Genomic DNA, 19,422 nt, shown 5'->3' on the forward strand with positions numbered 1-19,422 from the left:
CGCCGGGCAGCCCGGCAGTCCCAGCGTGCGGTCGATTTCGGCGCGCAGGATGAGCGGATACGAAAGGACGGGACTACTCGAGACCTTCCAGCAGCCCCAGCAGCTGGGCGCGCCGTACGGCGTGCTTGCGCGTGCCGGCGCTGAGCTTGCCGAACAGGTTCTTCACATGCCACTTTGCCGTGACCTCGCCCACGCCGATGGCCTGCGCGATCTCCTTGTTGGAGAGATTGCGCGCCAGCAGTTCAAGGACTTCGCGTTCCTTCGGCGTCAGCACCGTGGTGGCCACGGCACGCGGCTCCGTCACCGGACGTTCCGCACGGCGCGGCATGCGCGCCACTGGCAGGGATTGGCCGGCGCCCGCTTCCGCGGCCCCCTCCTCCACCAGGCGGCTGGCCCAGTCGGCCAGCGCGGGATGCGCGTCAGCGAAGGTGCGGGCCAGACCATAGGTCTGCGCAAGGTTCATGGCTTCCCGCATGAGCCGGCTACTGTCCTCTCCGCCGCGATGGCGCACGAACGCCTCCAGCGCCATGATCTCGATACGCTTGCGCCCGAGCTTCATGGCCTCCGCCGCAGTCGCCGCGCGGTGCAGCGCAGCCAGCGCGGACGGCCAGTCCTGGGCGGCGATCGCCGCGTTGGCGTGCGCCATGGCCTGCATCAGCGCGACGTCGCGGCGCCACAGCAGGCCGTGGCCCGCCTCGGCCCCGGCGACCAGTTCGTCAAGGCGGACGATCAGGGCCCTGCAGGTCTCGGCACGGAAGCGCCCGGCGTGCATGCGCACCTGGTCCGCCACGCTCGCAATGCAAAGCCGCGGCGTCCCGCGCGCCACGCCCACCGCGCACAGGGCTTCGAGCAGATCGAGCGCGCGGTGCTCGACGCCCTGCACGGCAGCCACGCGCGCCGCGCTCAGGTAGGCCAGCAACGACGTCTCGGCCGTGCCCGACCGCTCCAGTACGTCCAGCCGGTTGGCGAGCAGCGCACCCGCTTCGTCGACCCGGCCGCACTCGTAGACCGCCGCGGCCAACAACGACGCCAGCATGCAGGCGAGCGGATGACGACGGCCGAGGTCGGCTTCCGCGCTTGCCAGGGCAGGCCGCAGGATCGCTTCGCTCAACATCACCTGCCCTTCGCGGAGATAGCTTAGTCCGGTCACGAACTCTCCCCAGCGGGCCGCGTAGCGGTGCCCCTCGCCCAGGTCGCCGCGGGGCGCGAGCTGCAGATGGCGCCGCGCATTCCCTGTCTGCCCCTGCAGGATCGCAGCCATTGCCAGGCGGTTGGCATGCATCTGGGCCAGGCGCGGGTCGTGCACGGCGGGCGGCTGGAGCCATGGCTCCAGCAGCGCAAGGCAACGGTCCGGCTGGTCCGCGTAGTAGGCCGCGATGCTCAGGATCAGTGCGCATTCATAGCGCAGAACGGCATCGTCACCTGCCCCTTCAAGCATGCGCACGACCAGGGCCTCGGCCTCCGCGTGGCGGTCGCCCAGCGCGAGTACCCAGGCAGCAGCCAGGCGCAGGCCCGGATAGCGGTCCAGTTCCGCATCAGGCAGGCGTTCCAGCCATTCGAGCACGGTACCCAGACGACCCTGCATTACGGCGTCGTATAGCGAGCGCCCTGCCAGTTCGTAGGCGAGCGCATGCTGGCCCGCCGCGTGTGCGTGACGCGCGGCTTCCTCGGTGATGCCTCGCGCGGCGAGCCAGCGCAGTGCTCGCGTATGCAGTTCGGCCTGCTCCGCGCGTGGCAGTTCGGTCAGGCGAGTCTGCAAGGCACTACGCGCGAGCGCGTGCAGCCGGCACCAGTCGCTGTCGTCGCCAGACACGAAGATCGGTGTCTCGCGGATCAGCCGCGCCAACTGCTCCGGCGCCTGCTCAGAGGCTGTCAGCGCCCGGCACAGGTCCGGATGAACGTGATCCACGACGGCGATGCGCGTCAGGAAAGCGACGTCGTCGGGGGTGAGCTTGGCAATCAGCCCACCGACCAGATGCTCGCCTTGATCAGCCGGGCGGGCTGCCATGGCATCGACGACGCTGCGCGGATCGGCGCCGCGCTCCATGGCCGCCAGGAGCAGTTGCAGGCCGAGCGGCCAACCGTCTGTCAACTCATGCAGGCGCGCGCAACTGTCGGCATCGACGCGGTCGCCGAAGCGGCTGCGCACAAGGGTCATGGTTTCATCGAAGCGGAAACGCAGCGCTTCCGCGCCGATGCCGGTGCATTGGCCGTATGCCGTCAGGTCGGTGACGGCTGTGTCGAACCCGGCGCGCGCCGCGACCACGATGCGCAGATTGGGCGGCGCGTTGTGCAGGAGGTAAAGCAGTGCCGCGAAACCGTCCTGCGAAAGACGTTCGGCTTCATCGACGATCAGCACGAGATCCAGCGATGTCTGGGCCACCTCGGCAAGCCAGGCCGTCAGCCCTTCGGTGCTGCCCGGCGCCGCGGCCGCGCCTTCGAGCAGGGTGCGGCCAAAGCCGGGCCGCGCGCAGCCGGCGCGCACGGCCAGCACAAGGCACTGCAGGAAATGCAGCGGGTCGTCGTGCGTGTCCGCGGAAATCCAGGCGACCGCAGTACCACGCGCCAGATACTCGCGGCGCCATTGCGCGAGCAGCAGTGTCTTGCCGAAGCCTGGCGGCGCCTGTACCACAATCGCCGGCCGGTCGCGCAGCGCTTCGCTGTCGAGGCTGAGGCGCGCACGGGAAAGCAGGTGCCGCGGCGCGCGCGGCGGCATGGTCTTGAGCGCAAGCTCGGAAAACGCGGCACCGGCGCCGCCGTTCACGGGGGTCATCTGGCAGGTACTTGTTGGCTTGGATGCGACACTCGCCGGGGACTGCATGCCCGGCTGCGTGCGCGGCAATGCCGTGTCCGTGGCTTCGCGCTGCCGTTGGGGCCGGCTCGCCTGGCTCGAAATCTGATGTCTCATTATAGGCACACGGCAGGCCTGGCGGACAATCGCCCCCTCCTCCGCGGAGGGGGCGCATAAGGTGTGCCGCGGCTAGCATGCGTCCAGGTCGAAACGGAACGCAAGGGGCATTCGATGCAATTCAGGGACGTGTGCGCGCTGGAGCAGGTCAGACCGGGTGCATCGATGGCGGTGCGTGCCGGCGGCAAGGACATTGCACTGTTCAATGTCGACGGCACCGTCCATGCGATCGAGAACACGTGCCTGCATGCCGGCGCCGCGCTCGCCGGCGGCGCCTTGTGCGGACGCATCGTCCAGTGCCGTGCGCACGGCTGGCGCTACGACGTGACCACCGGCGCGCTGGTCGTGGCGCCGTCGCTGTCCGTCGCAACGTTTGCGGTGAAGATTGACGAGGGGCGCGTACTGGTCGGGGTGCCGACATGAGCCGCCCTTGTTCCGATGCCGACACCATCACGTGCCGCCACCTGCTGGTCCCGGTCGAGGAAGCGGATGAATCCATGGCCACCGTCATCGGGGCCATCGAGCTGGCACGTATCGCCGCCGCACGGATTACGTTCGTCTATGCGCCGGCTTTGGCTCCCATGCCGCACAACTACGGGAACCGCAGCCGCGAACTGCTCGGCAAGGCGGAATCGGTGGCGCGGGCGCAAGGCGTGCCATGTGCATCGGCTGGCGCGGTCGGTAACGACGTGCAAGCGGCCATCCCCGCAACTGCGCGCGAGGCTGGCTGCGATCTGGTCTTTGTCGGCGCCCACGGGCACGGCACGATGACAAGACCGCTGGTCCTGGACGTGCTCGCGGCGGGCCTGCCGGTATTCGCCATGCCGAACCCCGCGTCGGCAGCGCCGGCGCCAGCGCCAGCCATACGCGCCATCCGCGACGAGCACCGCGCCCTCAGTACCATATTGCGCGCGTGGCTGGACATGCTGATGGCCGCGAACGACCACGGCGCCACCGCGGACGTGCCGGTGATGCGGGGCATGATCCGGTTTATCGAGACCTTCCCGGTCGCGCGCCACCACCCACGCAAGCAGGCCGTCCTCTATGGCAGGCTGCGCCGGCGCACGGCCAGGGTCGACGCCGAACTCGACGAGCTTGAGCGCCAGCACGAACGCGATGCGCAATGGGTCGGCGTACTCGCCGAAGCCGTTGAGCGGTTTGCCAAGGGCGGCCCGCTGACCGAGTTGCTGGACCGGGTCGATCACTATGCGCAGTTCGCCTGGGCGTTCATGGGGCGCGAAGAAGGGGTGATCCTGCCGGCGGCGCAGCGCTACCTGACCGACGCGGACTGGGACAAGGTCAACGCCGCATACTGCACCAGGGATACCTGTACCTCGAAGACCGAGCCCGGCACTCGCGGCGGTGGGCATGACGAGCGCCCGTTCGACATGCTGCTTGCGTGGCTCGCCGACCTTCCTGATGTCGGTTGCGTGGCCCACATCTGCTCGCACGCGGCAGACGGATCCATGCAGTTCACCACGTGAAAAAGCGCGGCCACGCGCTTGAATCGTGGCCACCGAACCAAGACTGTCAAACGGGCGCTTCTGGACGCGCCATTCACCATCAGGATGGAGACCATGCAATTTCTCGACGATTCCCTGCACCCGGAGAACCAGGACAAAGTGGTGATCACCGTGGCCCCGTATGGCCCCGAGTGGATGCCGGAGGATTTCCCGGAAGATATCCCGGTGACCATGGAAGAACAGGTGCAGAAAGCCGTGGATTGCTATAACGCGGGCGCCACCGTGCTGCACCTGCACGTGCGCGAACTGGACGGCAAGGGCTCCAAGCGCCTGTCCAAGTTCAACGAACTGATCGCCGGCGTGCGCGCCGCGGTGCCGGACATGATCATCCAGGTCGGCGGCTCGATCTCGTTCGCGCCGGAAGACGAAGGCGAAGCCGCCAAGTGGCTGTCCGACGATACCCGCCACATGCTGGCCGAACTCACCCCGAAGCCCGACCAGGTGACGGTGGCGATCAACACCACGCAGATGAACATCATGGAGCTGCTCTATCCCGAGTACCTGAAGGGTACCTCGCTGGAGCATCCTGCCTACCAGGCCGCCTACCGCGAGATGACCGTGCCGGCCGGCCCGGGCTGGGTCGAAGAGCACCTGCGCCGCCTCAGCAACGCCGGCATCCAGCCGCACTTCCAGCTCACCGGCATCCACGCGCTGGAAACGCTGGAGCGCCTGGTCCGCAACGGCACCTACATGGGCCCGCTGAACCTGACCTGGATCGGCATCGGCGGCGGCTTCGACGGCCCCAACCCGTTCAATTTCTTCAACTTCATCCATCGTGCGCCGGATGGCTGCACCCTGACCGCGGAATCGCTGCTGAAGAACGTGCTGCCGTTCAACATGATGGCGATGTCCATGGGCCTGCACCCGCGCTGCGGCATCGAGGACACCATCATCGACCAGCACGGCAACCGCATGACGTCGGTGCAGCAGATCGAGCAGTGCGTGCGCGTGGCCAGGGAACTGGGCCGCGAGATTGCCTCGGGCAAGGAAGCGCGCGAGATCTACCGCATCGGCACGTGGTACGACAGCGTGGAAGAAACGCTGGCCGCCCACGGCATGGCGCCCAACCGCCAGGCCGGCATCAGGAACCTGCCGCTGCGCGCCGCCTGATGCGCGAGGCCGCCCGGACGCAGCGACTCGACTGCGGCCAGGGCGGCCGGCCACAACGCCGGCATCGTCAAGACCTACCACATCCAGCCATGAATTCCGTGCCCCTTCCCGGGCACCGGACCGGCACGGACTTTCTTCTCCAGGAGACCTGAATGGCAAGAGCAATCCGCTTCTACGAAACCGGTGACGCCGACGTCCTCAAGCTTGAGACCGTCGAAGTCGGTGATCCCGGCCCGGGCCAGGCCCGCGTCCGCCACACCTATATTGCCGTCAACTTCATCGACATCTACTTTCGCACCGGCCACTATCCGCTGCAGCTTCCCAACGGCCTGGGCTCCGATGCGGTTGGCGTGGTCGAGGCCGTCGGCCCGGGCGTGACCGACATCCGCGTCGGGGACCGCGTCGGCTATCTGCTCGGGCCCCAGGGCGCCTACTCGGACGTACGCGTGATGCCAGCGGAAGTCCTGATCCCGCTGCCCGATGGCGTCTCCGACCGGACGGCCTCAACGCTCATCATGAAGGGTATGACTGCCCAGTACCTGTTCCGCCAGGTCTACCCGCTCAAGGGTGGCGAGACCATCCTCTATCACGCCGCGGCGGGTGGCGTCGGCCTGATCGCGTGCCAGTGGGCACGCGCGCTTGGCGTGACCATGATCGGCACGGTCAGCTCCGACGAAAAGGCCGAGATCGCCAGGGCCAATGGCTGCGCGCACACCATCGTCACGTCGCGCGAAGACATCGTCGAGCGCGTGATGGAGATCACCGACGGCAAGAAGGTACCGGTCGTGTTCGACTCGATCGGCAAGTCGACGCTGGATGCATCGCTGTCCTGCCTGCAGGTGCGCGGCACCCTCGTCAGCAACGGCACGACTTCCGGGCCGGTGGAAATCGACAGCCGCACGCTCGCGGCCAAGGGTTCGCTGTGGGTCACGCGTCCGGCCATGGTGCACTACGCCACGCCGCGCTCGCACATGCTTGATATGGCCAAGGAAGTGTTCGACATGGTGCTCGCCGGCAAGATCACGAGCGAGCCCAGGCAAAGCTTCGCGCTGGCCGATGCCGCCGAGGCGCATCGCGCGCTCGAATCGAGGAAGACCAGCGGCGCCACCGTACTGGTGCCGTAAACGTTGCGTACTGGCGCGCGGGCATCATCGCCTTGTACGCTTTACGCATAATGATCAACGGGGCGACGTGCTCATGGCACGATCGCCCCTGGGCCATTGCTGGAAATCGGAGAAATCATGGACCTGAAGTTAGAAGGCAAGCGTGCAATCGTGACTGGCGGCAGCCGCGGCATTGGCAAGACGATTGCCCTGCAGCTCGCACAGGAAGGGGTGGACGTCGTGCTTGCCGCGCGCGGGAAGGAAGCGCTGGATGCGACAGCCGCGGAGCTTGCGGCGCTGACCGGCCGCCGCATCGTGCCGCTCACGGTCGACACCGCCGACAAGGCTTCCGTCGACGCCATGGTGGAGCAAGCGATCGAAGCCCTGGGTGGCATCGATATCCTGGTCAATGCCGCGGCATTGCCGGGCGGCATCTCGCCGGCCACGCAACTGGACCAGATCGTCGATGCGCAAGCCCTCGAGGATATCGACATCAAGGTCATCGGCTATCTGCGCACCGCACGGGCATTGGCACCGCATCTGGCCGCAAATGGCTGGGGACGTATCATCAATATCGGCGGCCTGGCCATCTACCATACGGGCCGGCCCGTCGCCACGCTGCGTAACGTCGGCGTGGCGGCGATCACGAAAAATCTCGCCGATGAACTCGGGCCGAAGGGCATCAATGTCACGGCGGTCCATCCCGGCCCGACGCGCACCGAGAAGACCGACGCGGCAACCGAGGCGTGGGCGGCGAGCAGGAGCAGCCTCGGCCGCATGGTCGATGCCAGTGAGGTCGCCTGCGTGGTGACCTTCCTCGCGTCGCCACTGAGCGTGGCAATCAATGGCGAAGCCATCCCCGTCGGCGGAGGAACCCCCGGCATCATCCACTATTGAATTCACCCTGAACTGCCGACGGCAGCCTGGCCGCGCCGGTCCGCTTCAGATGGGGTCAGGCCGGCAGGCTGCCGGTTGCGCTGAAGTCAATGGCGCTGAAGTCAGTGGCCCTGTTCTTCCTGGAGCCGCTGGCGCAATACCGCGCGCAGATCCTCGCCGTAACCGGTGAGGGTGCCGCCATCCACCGCCAGCATCTGGCCCGTGATCATGTCGGCACGGTCGCTGGCGAGGAAAGATACCGCTTCGCCAATCTCCTCGGGCTTGCAGAACCTGCCCAGCGGTACCGTCCGCCTGATCAGCGCCTCGCGCTTTTCCGGGGTGGCATACGCTGCAATGGCAGGGGTCAGGATGCCGCCGGGGCACACCGCATTGACGTTGATGCGCTGGTCCGCAAGCTCCCATGCGAGATGCTGCGTCAGCCCCGTGACCGCATGCTTGGACGCAGTGTAATCCACACTGCTGAAGTAGGCCATGCGAATGCCGGCGATCGAATCGATATTGACAATCTTGCCCTTGCCCTGCGCCTTCATGGCAGGGATGACCGCCTGGCAGCAGAACAGGATGCCCTTGGCGTTCACCCCCATCACGCGATCCCAGTTCTCCTCCGTGACGTCGCACACCAGCGCGGAGGCTCCACCGACGCCCGCGTTATTGACCAGGATATCGATGGCGCCGAACGCCTCCAGGGTCTGGCGGGCCATGGCCTCCGTGTCGGCCTTCCTGCTGATGTCGGCGCGGATGGCGATAGCACGCTTGCCGTCCGGATCGATGCTGGAAGCGACGCGTGCGGCGGCGTCAAGGTTCAGGTCCACCACGGCGATCCTGGCCCCTTCACGCGCCAGCACGCGCGCGATGCCTTCGCCGCCGCCCTGCCCGCCGCCCGTAATGATTGCAACCTTGTCCTTTAGCTCCATGCTCATCTCCTTGCGATCTTGCGTCGGATGTCGATACCGTGGGCCGTAGCAGCCTATCGCTGCAAGTATCTAGCAACAAAGCCGAGCGTTTTGACAATCTGGGGCACCAGTTTGACATTTCGGGGCTGCTAGGGAAAACACGAAGTCTTGAACCTGCGAACCCACTACGACACCGAGCGCTCGGCTGCGTAGCAGCTCAGTGTGGGCTCTGCGACACACTCCTTCAACCATGAGCGCGCCCATACCCATGAACTCCATGCGCCATGGTGCGACGCGTCACGTAAAATTATTTCCATAATCATATGTTTACACATAAACTATCTGAACTACAAAATTCGCGCGGCATCGATCGGGCGAAGACGATATCGAGGCGGTCTCCCAGCACCCAATCGCCATCCCAAACGGAGGACAAACCATGACCCTTGCCGGCAGCACACAGCCTTGGCGCCCCCACTCTCGCGCAACCTATACCGTACTTCTCGTATGCTTTCTTGCAATCTTGTTTGAAGGCTACGACGTAGGTGTCATGGGCGCGGTACTTCCCGCGCTTGCCGAAGACCGCAACTGGAATCTCACGCCGCTGGAACTCGGCGCACTCAGCAGCTACGCCTTGGTCGGCATGTTTTTTGGCGCATTCCTGATTGGCACCCTGAGCGAGATGATGGGGCGCCGCCGAATGCTTCTGCTCTGCGTGTCAGTGTTTTCTCTGACCATGCTTGGCGCGTCATGGGCGCCAACGCCGATGCTCTTTGGCATCCTGCGATTCCTCGGTGGGCTTGGCCTTGGCGGCGTAATCCCCGTAGCGGCCGCCCTGACCATCGAGTACTCACCACCGCACCGCCGTAGCTTCAACTACGGCCTGATGTACTCCGGGTATTCGGTAGGGATCCTTTGCGCAGCGCTCATCGCCATGTGGCTATTGCCCAGCCTTGGGTGGCGCGGTGTGATTGGCCTCGGCGCCGTACCGATTGTGGTGATTCCGCTGATGGCCTGGCTGCTGCCCGAATCGCTGGAGTATCTGGTGGGACAAGGCCGAATCAACGAGGCGCAGGCATTGGCCAATCGGACAGGTGCGGGCCGCCTGCAGCCAGAGTCCCGCCCCGCCAAGACCACCACCCGTGCAACCTGGCGCGATGTGCTGTCGAGCATCTTCTCGCGCAAGCAACTACGTGCGACAGCGTGTTTCTGGGTAGCCCTCTTCTTCGGATTGCTGCTCGTCTATGGCCTCAATACCTGGCTGCCCACCATCATGCGAAAGAATGGCTACGATCTCGGATCTAGTCTGTCCTTCCTGGTTGTATTCAGTCTTGCTTCTGCGGTGGGTGGTCTGTTCCTCGGCGGTGCAGCCGACAGGATGGGAGCCCGCGGCACCGTAGCGCTCTTCTACCTGATTGGCTCCCTCGCCATTGGTGCGTTGATGTTCCGCAGTTCAGTCGTCGTCAATTACCTCCTCGTCGCATTGGCGGGCGTTGGCAGCGTCTCAGCATCCCTCATCCTGACCGGATACCTGGCGGGCTACTACCCGGCGCAAGCACGCGCGGCGGCAACTGGATGGGCGCTGAGCTTCGCACGCTTTGGTGCAATGAGCGGACCGCTCGTCGGCGGCTATGTGGCCGGCTCCGGGCTACGATTCGAGTGGAACTTCATCACGTTCTCCCTTGCTGGCCTCGCTGCGGCACTGGCTGTTGCGCTGTTGCCCCGGACCGGACAACGAGCCATCACTACGCAAGATAGCCAAGAGGCAAACGCGTAAGAGGGCAGCCCTCCATTCAAATGGGGCGGTAATCCCTCTCCCAAAAGGCCTCAGCCAGGACTAAACCAACGTGGCATGTCGATCGGGTTGACGTAGGTCTTCTAACACATATCAACCGCAGGATGCGGACGCTTGGACGCTTGACCTTATGGTCAGTCCGCAGCGGACTGTCGGCACTTTGAAGGCTCGGGTTATCCCTATCCCTCTACCCGTCACTCCGTCCATATATATGATTTTGGAAATGTTTAACCTTAAACTATACGCATCTCAAAGGGGCCAAGTGTTGCGCGTGACAGGTCCCAACGTTTTCATCAGGAAGGAAAGCCATGGCTGAGCGTTCATTTGTCGAAGAAGTCAAGAAGTTGCGCCTGGGTTCGGGCGAGGTATTCAGCGGCGAGGGCATCCTCGCGGTTACCAAGGCTCTGCTGGAATCTGGCGTAGCGTATGTGGCCGGCTACCAGGGCTCGCCGATCTCGCACCTGATGGACGTTCTGGCTGATGCGCAGGACATCTTGGCCGAAAACGGCATCAGGTTCGAAAACAGCGCGAGCGAAGCAACTGCGGCCGCATCCCTGGCTGCCTCGGTCAACTACCCCCTGCGCGGCGCGGTGACCTTCAAGGCCACCGTCGGCACCAACGTGGCCTCTGACGCGCTTGCGAACCTCGCTTCGGGCGGCGTCACCGGCGGTGCGTTGATCATCGTTGGTGAGGACTATGGTGAGGGTTCCTCCATCATGCAGGAGCGCAGCCACGCATTCGCGATGAAGTCGCAGATGTGGTTGCTCGATCCGCGTCCCAACCTGCCATGCATCGTTCAGGCGGTAAAGGATGGCTTCGACTTGTCCGAAGCATCCAACACCCCGGTGATGCTGCAGCTGCGCGTCCGCTCCTGTCACGTACATGGCCAGTTCGTCGCGTCCGACAACCGGCGTAGTCGCTTCTCGATCCAGGATGCGCTTGAGAACCCCACACGCGACCTCAGCCGCATCGTGCTGCCGCCCGCGAGCTTTGTTCACGAGCACGAGAAGATCAAGCAGCGCTGGCCGGCTGCCGTGAAGTTCGTCGAAGAGCGGAAGCTCAACGAATTCTTCCCGGGCGACATGGAGGACATCGGCATCGCCGTGCAGGGCGGCAGCTACAACACGCTGATCCGCGCGCTGGAGCAACTTGGCCTTGCCGATGTATTCGGCGAGTCCAGGATCCCGCTCTACGTGATGAACGTCGCCTACCCGCTGATCGATTCCGAGTGGGAGCGCTTCTGCGCCGGCAAGCGCGCGGTGCTTGTGCTCGAGGAAGGCCAGCCCAACTTCATCGAACAGAACGCAGCCAATATCCTGCGCGTGGCTGGCACCACCGCCACGCTGCACGGCAAGGACCTGCTGCCGCTGGCCGGCGAGTACAACACCGCTACGCTCCTCAAGGGGCTCCGTGCCTTCCTTGAAAAGTACGGGAAGATCGAACCGCAGCCGCAGCCCAAGCCGGTCCGCAAAGTGATTCCGGTTGTGCAAGCCCCCGTGACCGCCGTCGATGCCGTGGCCGCGGAAGTTCTGGCGCCGCAGAAGCTGGTGGACGAGAGCGTGCATGCGCGTCCGCCCGGCTTCTGCACTGGCTGCCCGGAACGCCCCATCTTTACCGCGATGAAGCTGGTCGAACGCGAAATCGGCGAGCATCACGTCAGTGCCGACATCGGCTGCCACCTGTTCTCGATCCTGCCGCCGTTCAACCTGGGCAACACCACCATGGGCTACGGGCTGGGCGGCGCAAGCGCCGCGGCGCTGAACGCGCCCGCAGGCAAGCGCGCCATCTCGGTGATGGGCGACGGTGGCTTCTGGCACAACGGCCTGACCAGTGGCATCGCCAATGCGGTGTTCAACAAGAGCGACAACCTGACCATCGTCGTCGACAACAGCTATACGTCAGCCACCGGCGGGCAGGACATCCTCTCCTCCACCGCGCACAACGATACGCGCAGCACCGGGCATGCCATCGAGGATGCCGTGCGTGGCGTCGGTGTCAAATGGGTTCGCACTATCCGCCGCACCTATGACCTGAAGGGCATGAAGGCGGCGCTCAAGGAAGCGCTGACCACCGGCGCCAAGGGACCCAAGGTGCTGATCGCGCAGAGCGAATGCATGCTGAACAAGCAACGCCGCGAGAAGCCCAAGATGCGCAAGGCCATTGCCGATGGCGAGCGCGTGGTACGCGAGCGCTTCGGCGTCGATTCGGACACCTGCACGGGCGACCACTCGTGTATTCGCCTGTCCGGTTGCCCGTCGCTGACGATCAAGCCGAACCCAGACCCGCTGCGTACCGACCCCGTTGCCTCGGTGCTGGACAGCTGCGTAGGGTGCGGGCTTTGCGGCGAGGTTTCGCACGCCGCGGTGCTGTGCCCGTCGTTCTACCGCGCGAAGATCGTGACCAACCCTACCCGCATGGACAAGTTGCGCCAGCGCCTGCGCGACGCCGTGATCGGTTTCCTGCAGCGCCGCGATGCAGCGCGCCGCGCCCGCCTTGCATTCTGAACATAAAGTCTCGAGAGGTTCCATCGTGAACGCACCCAACAACCTCGGCGCCAAGCCGATCAAAGTTGCCATCCTCGCCATGGGTGGCGAAGGCGGCGGCGTGCTGGCCGACTGGATCGTGGATCTGGGCGAGCACAACGGCTATATCGCGCAGACCACTTCCGTGCCCGGTGTCGCCCAGCGCACCGGCGCCACGATCTACTACGTCGAACTGTTCCCGCGCGATGTGGCTGAGCGAGCCGGCCGCCAGCCTGTGCTGGCACTGATGCCCGCTCCCGGCGACGTTGACGTCGTCCTCGCCTCGGAACTGATGGAAGCCGGCCGCGCGGTGCAGCGCGGGCTGGTGACGCCGGACCGTACCACGCTGGTTTCGTCCACGCACCGCGTCTACTCCATCGCCGAGAAGTCCGCGATGGGCGACGGTCGCGTCGACAGCGACGAGTTGATCGCCCACGCCGGAAAGGCCGCCAAGCGGTTCGTCCGTTTCGACATGGCCCAGGCAGCTGAAGCGAGCGGCAGTGTCATCAGCGCCGTGCTGTTCGGCGCTCTCGCGGGCACCGGTGTGCTGCCGTTTAGCCGGACACAGTTTGAAGCCACGATCGAGCGTGGTGGCGTTGGCGTCAAGCCCAGCTTGCGTGCTTTCGGCGCGGCATTTGCCAAAGCCGAATCCGGCGAAGCACCAGGCGTCGACACTGCGAAGCTGCTGTCCGAACCCAAACCACAGGACGTCAAGGTTTCACAGGTTCTGCAACGTGCGCGCAAAGAGCAACCGGCGGAGATCCACTACGTCGTGGTGGAAGGCGTGCGCCGCCTGATCGACTATCAGGACAGCGCCTACGCCGCCCTCTACCTGGATCGCCTGGCGGCCGTGCGCAAGGCGGTCGGCAAGGACGATCTTGCGCTACTGCGCGAAACGGCGCGCCATCTGGCCCTGTGGATGTCGTACGAAGACACCATTCGCGTTGCCGACCTGAAGACCCGCGACTCGCGTTTCGCGCGCGTGCGGGGCGAGGTGCGAGCCAATGAAAAACAGTTGCTGGCGATCAACGAGTTCATGCACCCGCGCCTGGAAGAGATCTGCGAGACGCTGCCGGCCGGACTCGGCCGCTGGCTGATGAAGCCGCATTTCGTGCACCGGCTGGTGCGGCGCTTCACCGCCGCGGGACGGGTTGTCACCACCAGTTCGCTGCGCGGCTACCTGACCTTGTGGGCGGTAGCCAGGCTGCGCTGCATCCGCCGCGGCACGCTGCGCTTTGCGCTGGAAACCGAGCGCATCGAAGGGTGGCTGAGCCACGTGCTCGCCGCCGCGCGCCTTAACCCGGCGCTGGCTTTGGAAGTGGTGCAGTGCCAGCGTTTGGTGAAAGGCTACAGCGACACCCACGTGCGCGGCTTGACCAACTATCAGGCCCTGATGGGCGCCGTGGAGCGGGCGGGTGCTCGCATGGCCCCGGCAACGCTGCGCGAGCTGCGCGAAGCCGCGCTCGCCGACGAGCACGGCAGGAAGCTGAAGGAAGCGCTGGCGCGCCACGCGCTGGCTTGACCGTTCCCGGCCCCACTCATAGCGAGAAACTGCAGACCATGACCACCGCGCACGTCTTCAAGCGCCAGCACAAGATCCATTTTTCCGAATGCGATCCGGCCGGCATTGTCTTCTACCCGCAGTACTTCGTGCTGTTCAACGACCTGATCGAACGATGGGTCGACACCTTGGTGCCGGACGGCTACCACGGGGTCATCGGCGCACGCCGACTGGGCATGCCGACTGTGCACCTGGAGGTGGACTTCAAGGCAATCAGCCGCTTTGGCGACCAGGTCTGGCTGGAGCTGGAGGTCGTGCGCGTCGGCGGCAAGTCAATCACGCTGGCCTGGCGCTGCACGGATGCAGGCGGCGAGGTGCGCATGACGGCAACCCAGACCATCGTGATGACCTCGCTGGACACGCACCTGGCAATCCCGGTGCCCAATGACCTGCGCGCCGCCATGGAACGCGGGCCTGCCCCTGCCTGCCCAGAGAAAGGGGCATCCAACGAGTCGGCCCCCCGGAGCGGAGCGACTTCCGCCCCGGCAGGTCGGTCTTATCCCGAAACCACGGTGTGAATGCCGCCGTACCCGCGGCGCGGGTGTCGAAGGCTCGAGTAATAACCTGATTGGAAGCAGCCATGAATATTGTGTGTATTGGCGGTGGCCCCGCCGGCTTGTATTTCGGCCTGTTGATGAAACTGCAGGATCCCGCCAACAAGGTCGTGGTGGTGGAGCGCAATCGTCCCTACGACACCTTTGGGTGGGGCGTGGTGTTCTCCGACGCTACCCTGGAGAACCTGCGGGATGCCGACCCGGTGTCAGCCGAAACCATCGGTGATGCCTTCAACCGCTGGGATGACGTCGAAGTCCACTTCAAGGACCAGGCTGTGCGCAGCGGTGGCCATGGCTTTATCGGCATCGGCCGCAAGCGCCTGCTCAACATCCTTCAGGCGCGATGCGAGGAAGTTGGCGTGGAACTGGTGTTCGAGACCAACGTCGAGGACGACCAGGCTATCGCGCTCAAATACAATGCCGACCTCGTGCTGGCTTCGGACGGCCTGAACAGCGTGGTGCGCAAGCGCTATGCGGACACGTTCCGCCCCGACATCGACACCCGCAAGTGCCGCTTTGTCTGGCTGGGCACGAAGAAGGTGTTCGACGCCTTCAACTTCATCTTCGTGCCGACCGAGCACGGCTGGTTCCAGGCTCACGCCTACCGCTTCGAGGACGGTACCTCGACTTTCATTGTCGAGACGCCGGAAGACACCTGGAAGGCCGCAGGCCTCGACCAGATGAGCCAGGAAGAAGGCATCGCCTATTGCGAGAAGCTGTTCGCGCCCTACCTGGACGGAAATCCCCTGATCAGCAACGCCTCGCACCTGCGCGGCTCGGCGATCTGGATCCAGTTCCCGCGCGTGATCTGCGACAAGTGGGTGCACTGGAACACATTGGCCGGCAACAACGGCGCAGAGAAGAAAATCCCGGTGGTGCTGATGGGCGATGCCGCGCACACTGCGCACTTTTCGATCGGCTCCGGCACCAAGCTGGCGCTGGAGGATGCCATCGAACTGGCCCGCACCATCAAGCGCGTGGATGGTTCGCTGGAAGACGCCTTGCAGCAGTACGAAGCCGTGCGCTCGGTCGAAGTGCTGAAGATCCAGAACGCCGCGCGCAACTCCACAGAATGGTTCGAGAACGTCAGGCGCTACGAGAACCTCGAGCCGGAGCAGTTCGCCTATTCGCTTCTGACGCGCTCACAGCGCATCTCGCACGAGAACCTGCGCGTGCGAGATCGGGCTTGGCTGGAAGGCTATGAAGCCTGGCTGGCCGGGCGCGCCGGCGCTGAAGCCGCCGATGTGCCGCCGGCCCTGACGCCTTACACCGTCCGCGGCGTGGCGCTGAAGAACCGCGTGGTGGTGTCGCCCACCGCCATGTACTCGTGTCAGCTGGGCGTGCCGGGCAATTTCCACATGGTGCACCTTGGCAGCCGCGCACTGGGCGGTGCCGGCCTGGTGATGGTGGAAATGACGGCGGTGTCGCCGGAAGGCCGCATCACACCGGGTTGCCCGGGCCTGTGGAATGACCAGCAGGCCGCGGCATTCGCCGGCATCGTCGGCTTCGTTCATGAACACTCCAGCGCGCGCATCGGCGTGCAGATTGGCCATGCCGGCCGTCGCGGCTCTACCCAGCTCGGCTGGGAACAGGCAGATCACCCGCTGGCGGAAAGAAACTGGTCGCTGGTCTCGGCATCGGCGCTACCGTATCTGCCGGGCATTTCGCAGACGCCACGCGCCCTGACCCGCGAGGAGATGGACCGCGTGCGCGATGACTTCGTTGCCGCCGCACGGCGCGCTGCAGCGGCGGGCTTCGACTGGCTGGAGCTCCAGGCCGGCCACGGCTACCTCCTGTCGAGCTTTATCTCGCCGGTGACCAACCGACGCACCGACGAGTACGGCGGCACGCTTGAACACCGCATGGCCTTCCCTCTCGAAGTGCTGCGCGCGGTGCGGTCAGCATGGCCGCAGGAAAAGCCTCTGTCCGTGCGCATTTCTGCCACGGACTGGGTCGAAGGGGGTAACAGTGCTGACGACGCCGTCGAAATCGCGCGCCTGCTCAAGGACGCCGGAGCCGACGTCATCGACTGCTCGTCGGGCGAAGTGACCCCCGACCAGAAACCGGTGTACGGCCGCATGTTCCAGACGCCCTTCGCCGACCGCGTGCGCAACGAGGCAGGCGTGCCCACGATCGCCGTTGGGGCCATCACCGATGCCGACCAGGTCAACGGGATCATCGCGTCGGGCCGGGCGGACCTGTGCGCCATCTCCCGCCCGCACCTGGCCGATCCGGCGTGGTTGCTGCACGAGACCGCGAAGCTCGGCTACCGCAGCGTCGAATGGCCGAAGCAATATCAGCTCGCGAAGGACCAGCTGGAGCGCAACCTCCGCCGTGCGGCGGCAGGTGTTTGATCAGTGTCCTTACCCTCCCCCGTCGCAGGGGAGGACGAATACACAAAGGAGAGGATGACAATGTCGAATACCTCGTATGACACCTACCGCGAAAGCGTAGCCGGCCGCGCCGACGTGGAAGACACGCCCGAGCTGGTCGCCTACTACAAGGAGCTCGCCGCGCTCAAGACCGGCGCGCTCTGGACGGTGGCAAACAAGATCGAGCCGTGGCAGCCAAAGTCGGAGTCCGTGCCGGTGCTGTGGCGCTTCCGTGACCTGCGCGAGCACGTTCTGCGCTCCGTCGACCTGGTAACGCCGGAGAAGGCTGGCCGCCGAGTGGTCTACCTGAACAATCCTGGCCGGCAGGACGTGTCTGCCGCGGTCGGCTGGCTCTATTCCGGGCTGCAGGTCATGCATCCCGGCGAAGCCGCCTCTGCCCACGCCCATTCGTCGTCGGCGCTGCGCTTCATCATGGAAGGCCGCGGTGCCTACACCATCGTCGACGGCCACAAGATGACGCTGAACGCCAACGACTTCGTGCTGACGCCAAACGGCACCTGGCACGAGCACGGCGTCTCTGCGGAGGGGACAACGTGCATCTGGCAGGATGGCCTTGACATCCCGCTGGTCAACGCATTGGAAGCCGGCTTCTATGCGGTGCACCCGGACCTGCAGCAGGCCGTCACCCACGCCGTCGACGACATGCCGGCGATCTGGGGCGGCAAGGGCCTGCGCCCGCACGATGGCAACTGGAGCAAACCGTACTCGCCGCTGTTCAAGTACGAATGGGCGCCGACCTATGAGGCGCTGGTACGCCACAGCAAGGTCACTGAAGGCAGCCCCTTCGACGGCGTTCTGATGCACTACATCAACCCGGTTACCGGCGGCCCGGTGATGCCTACCATTGGCGCCAGCATGCAGCTGCTGCGGCCAGGCGAAGCCACCAGGGCCCACCGCCACACCGGCAGCTTCATCTACCAGGTGGCCAAGGGCAGCGGCTACTCCATCATCAACGGCCAGCGCTTTGACTGGACCGAGCGCGACATCTTCTGCGTGCCGTCGTGGGCCTTCCACGAGCACGCCAACGCGTCGGCCAGCGATGACGCCGTGCTGTTCTGCTTCAACGACCTGCCGGTGATGCAGTCGCTGGGCCTGTACCGCGAGCAGGCGTTGGCAGAAAACGACGGACATCAAGCCGTCCTTTGAAGGTCATCAATACCTGTTTTCCAGGCCCTGTCTTCCAGGCTATATCGCCGCATCGTATGCGGCCCATTCTCGGAGTTTTCGAAAAATGCGTCTCGTAACCTATCGCGCTGAAGTTGCTGCCGCCGCCCGACTGGGTGCCATCGTCGACGGCAATGTCGTTGACCTCGCCCGCTTCGGCGCTGCCGTCGGCGTGAGCATCCCCTCGACCATGCTCGAGTTCATTGACCTGGGTCCCGAAGCGGTCCGCTCCACCAGCGTGCTGCTGAACGAATATCGCGGCAAGCTGCCGTTCGGGGTGGCCGTGCCGGCCTCCAACGTGAAGCTGCTGGCGCCGATCCCGCGCCCGCGCAAGAACATCTGGGGCATCGGCCTGAACTACGTCGAGCACGTGGCCGAATCCAGCCGTAGCCTGGACACCTCCAAGGAGCTGCCGAAGGAGCCGGTGATCTTCTCCAAGCCCCCCACCACCGTCATCGGTCCGGGCGACGCCATCGAGCACAACAAGGAAATCACCGGGCAGATGGACTGGGAGGTCGAGCTGGCCGTTGTCATCGGCACGCGCGGCAAGGGCGTGAAGGAAGCCGATGCCCTCAACTATGTGTTCGGCTACAGCGTGATGATCGACATCTCGGCGCGCGACTGCCGCCGCGCCGGCCAGTGGATCTATTCCAAGGGCCAGGACACCTACGCCCCGTTCGGACCCGTCATCGTCACCGTGGACGAGATCCCCGACCCGCACGCGCTGGACCTGTCGCTGACCGTCAACGGCGTGACCAAGCAAAGCTCCAACACCCGCCACATGCTGTTCAAGGTGCCCGCGCTGATCGCGGACATCAGCAAGGGCATGGCGCTGGAACCCGGCGACATCATCGCCACCGGCACGCCGGATGGCGTGGGCGCCGGCCGCACCCCGCAGGAGTGGCTGTGGCCTGGCGACACCGTGGTGGCCACGGTGGAAGGCATCGGTGAGCTGCGTCACCCGGTGGTGGCAGTCTAAACCCCGTTATCCCCGCGCATGCG

14 protein-coding genes are annotated in these 19,422 nt (G+C 65.2%); 12 read left to right on the plus strand and 2 right to left on the minus strand.

Features of this window, described 5'->3' with window-relative positions:
• Positions 1 to 73 precede the first annotated feature (73 nt).
• Complete coding sequence (locus J8I82_RS31890; protein ID WP_209763612.1) at positions 74 to 2,773, minus strand: helix-turn-helix transcriptional regulator; 2,700 nt, start codon at positions 2,771 to 2,773, stop codon at positions 74 to 76.
• Between the two features lie 249 nt (positions 2,774 to 3,022).
• On the opposite strand from J8I82_RS31890, the gene J8I82_RS31895 reads away from it, so the two are divergent.
• The 5 genes from J8I82_RS31895 (at position 3,023) to J8I82_RS31915 (ending at position 7,541) form a co-directional block, all read left to right on the plus strand.
• Positions 3,023 to 3,331: a Rieske (2Fe-2S) protein gene (locus J8I82_RS31895; RefSeq protein ID WP_209763585.1), complete on the plus strand. Its 309-nt coding sequence runs from the start codon at positions 3,023 to 3,025 to the stop codon at positions 3,329 to 3,331.
• A complete protein-coding gene (locus J8I82_RS31900; protein WP_209763586.1) occupies positions 3,328 to 4,392 on the plus strand; it encodes a hemerythrin domain-containing protein in 1,065 nt (354 codons plus the stop codon). The genes J8I82_RS31895 and J8I82_RS31900 overlap by 4 nt, the downstream gene beginning before the upstream one ends.
• A 93-nt stretch (positions 4,393 to 4,485) precedes the next feature.
• Entirely contained in the window at positions 4,486 to 5,541 is a 1,056-nt protein-coding gene (locus tag J8I82_RS31905; RefSeq protein WP_209763587.1) for a beta-keto acid cleavage family enzyme, read from the plus strand.
• A 152-nt stretch (positions 5,542 to 5,693) separates the two neighbouring features.
• A complete protein-coding gene (locus J8I82_RS31910) occupies positions 5,694 to 6,665 on the plus strand; it encodes a quinone oxidoreductase family protein (protein ID WP_209763588.1) in 972 nt (323 codons plus the stop codon).
• Between the two features lie 117 nt (positions 6,666 to 6,782).
• Positions 6,783 to 7,541: an SDR family NAD(P)-dependent oxidoreductase gene (locus J8I82_RS31915; RefSeq protein ID WP_209763589.1), complete on the plus strand. Its 759-nt coding sequence runs from the start codon at positions 6,783 to 6,785 to the stop codon at positions 7,539 to 7,541.
• 101 nt (positions 7,542 to 7,642) lie between these two features.
• Here the strand turns inward: J8I82_RS31915 and J8I82_RS31920 are convergent, their stop codons facing one another.
• Positions 7,643 to 8,455, minus strand: coding sequence for an SDR family NAD(P)-dependent oxidoreductase (locus J8I82_RS31920; RefSeq protein ID WP_209763590.1), 813 nt, complete (start codon positions 8,453 to 8,455; stop codon positions 7,643 to 7,645).
• A 415-nt stretch (positions 8,456 to 8,870) separates the two neighbouring features.
• Between J8I82_RS31920 and J8I82_RS31925 the strand changes: the two genes are divergently transcribed.
• The 7 genes from J8I82_RS31925 to J8I82_RS31955 all read left to right on the plus strand — a co-directional run bounded on the left by J8I82_RS31925 (position 8,871) and on the right by J8I82_RS31955 (position 19,399).
• Positions 8,871 to 10,208: an MFS transporter gene (locus tag J8I82_RS31925; RefSeq protein ID WP_209763592.1), complete on the plus strand. Its 1,338-nt coding sequence runs from the start codon at positions 8,871 to 8,873 to the stop codon at positions 10,206 to 10,208.
• A 326-nt stretch (positions 10,209 to 10,534) separates the two neighbouring features.
• Positions 10,535 to 12,730: a thiamine pyrophosphate-dependent enzyme gene (locus J8I82_RS31930; protein WP_209763594.1), complete on the plus strand. Its 2,196-nt coding sequence runs from the start codon at positions 10,535 to 10,537 to the stop codon at positions 12,728 to 12,730.
• A gap of 79 nt (positions 12,731 to 12,809) precedes the next feature.
• The gene (locus J8I82_RS31935; RefSeq protein WP_245180352.1) at positions 12,810 to 14,270 is read left to right on the plus strand and encodes an indolepyruvate oxidoreductase subunit beta family protein; all 1,461 of its coding nucleotides are present in this window, start codon (positions 12,810 to 12,812) and stop codon (positions 14,268 to 14,270) included.
• Between the two features lie 38 nt (positions 14,271 to 14,308).
• Positions 14,309 to 14,827 (plus strand): acyl-CoA thioesterase, encoded by a 519-nt coding sequence (locus tag J8I82_RS31940; protein ID WP_209763596.1) that lies wholly within the window; start codon positions 14,309 to 14,311, stop codon positions 14,825 to 14,827.
• Between the two features lie 62 nt (positions 14,828 to 14,889).
• Positions 14,890 to 17,217 (plus strand): bifunctional salicylyl-CoA 5-hydroxylase/oxidoreductase, encoded by a 2,328-nt coding sequence (locus J8I82_RS31945; protein WP_209763597.1) that lies wholly within the window; start codon positions 14,890 to 14,892, stop codon positions 17,215 to 17,217.
• A 60-nt stretch (positions 17,218 to 17,277) separates the two neighbouring features.
• A complete protein-coding gene (locus J8I82_RS31950) occupies positions 17,278 to 18,402 on the plus strand; it encodes a cupin domain-containing protein (RefSeq protein ID WP_209763598.1) in 1,125 nt (374 codons plus the stop codon).
• An 85-nt stretch (positions 18,403 to 18,487) separates the two neighbouring features.
• Entirely contained in the window at positions 18,488 to 19,399 is a 912-nt protein-coding gene (locus J8I82_RS31955; protein WP_209763599.1) for a fumarylacetoacetate hydrolase family protein, read from the plus strand.
• Positions 19,400 to 19,422 lie beyond the last annotated feature (23 nt).

Source organism: Cupriavidus consociatus, from assembly GCF_017814975.1.
Classification (GTDB): Bacteria; Pseudomonadota; Gammaproteobacteria; order Burkholderiales; family Burkholderiaceae; genus Cupriavidus; species Cupriavidus consociatus.

Coding starts and splice junctions, on each gene's coding strand:
- J8I82_RS31920 (WP_209763590.1), bottom strand. CDS start 8,455: ATGGAGCTAAAGGACAAGGTTGCAATCATTACGGGCGGCGGGCAGGGC.
- J8I82_RS31895 (WP_209763585.1), top strand. CDS start 3,023: ATGCAATTCAGGGACGTGTGCGCGCTGGAGCAGGTCAGACCGGGTGCA.
- J8I82_RS31945 (WP_209763597.1), top strand. CDS start 14,890: ATGAATATTGTGTGTATTGGCGGTGGCCCCGCCGGCTTGTATTTCGGC.
- J8I82_RS31900 (WP_209763586.1), top strand. CDS start 3,328: ATGAGCCGCCCTTGTTCCGATGCCGACACCATCACGTGCCGCCACCTG.
- J8I82_RS31915 (WP_209763589.1), top strand. CDS start 6,783: ATGGACCTGAAGTTAGAAGGCAAGCGTGCAATCGTGACTGGCGGCAGC.
- J8I82_RS31930 (WP_209763594.1), top strand. CDS start 10,535: ATGGCTGAGCGTTCATTTGTCGAAGAAGTCAAGAAGTTGCGCCTGGGT.
- J8I82_RS31910 (WP_209763588.1), top strand. CDS start 5,694: ATGGCAAGAGCAATCCGCTTCTACGAAACCGGTGACGCCGACGTCCTC.
- J8I82_RS31925 (WP_209763592.1), top strand. CDS start 8,871: ATGACCCTTGCCGGCAGCACACAGCCTTGGCGCCCCCACTCTCGCGCA.
- J8I82_RS31940 (WP_209763596.1), top strand. CDS start 14,309: ATGACCACCGCGCACGTCTTCAAGCGCCAGCACAAGATCCATTTTTCC.
- J8I82_RS31955 (WP_209763599.1), top strand. CDS start 18,488: ATGCGTCTCGTAACCTATCGCGCTGAAGTTGCTGCCGCCGCCCGACTG.
- J8I82_RS31950 (WP_209763598.1), top strand. CDS start 17,278: ATGTCGAATACCTCGTATGACACCTACCGCGAAAGCGTAGCCGGCCGC.
- J8I82_RS31905 (WP_209763587.1), top strand. CDS start 4,486: ATGCAATTTCTCGACGATTCCCTGCACCCGGAGAACCAGGACAAAGTG.
- J8I82_RS31935 (WP_245180352.1), top strand. CDS start 12,810: ATGGGTGGCGAAGGCGGCGGCGTGCTGGCCGACTGGATCGTGGATCTG.
- J8I82_RS31890 (WP_209763612.1), bottom strand. CDS start 2,773: ATGACCCCCGTGAACGGCGGCGCCGGTGCCGCGTTTTCCGAGCTTGCG.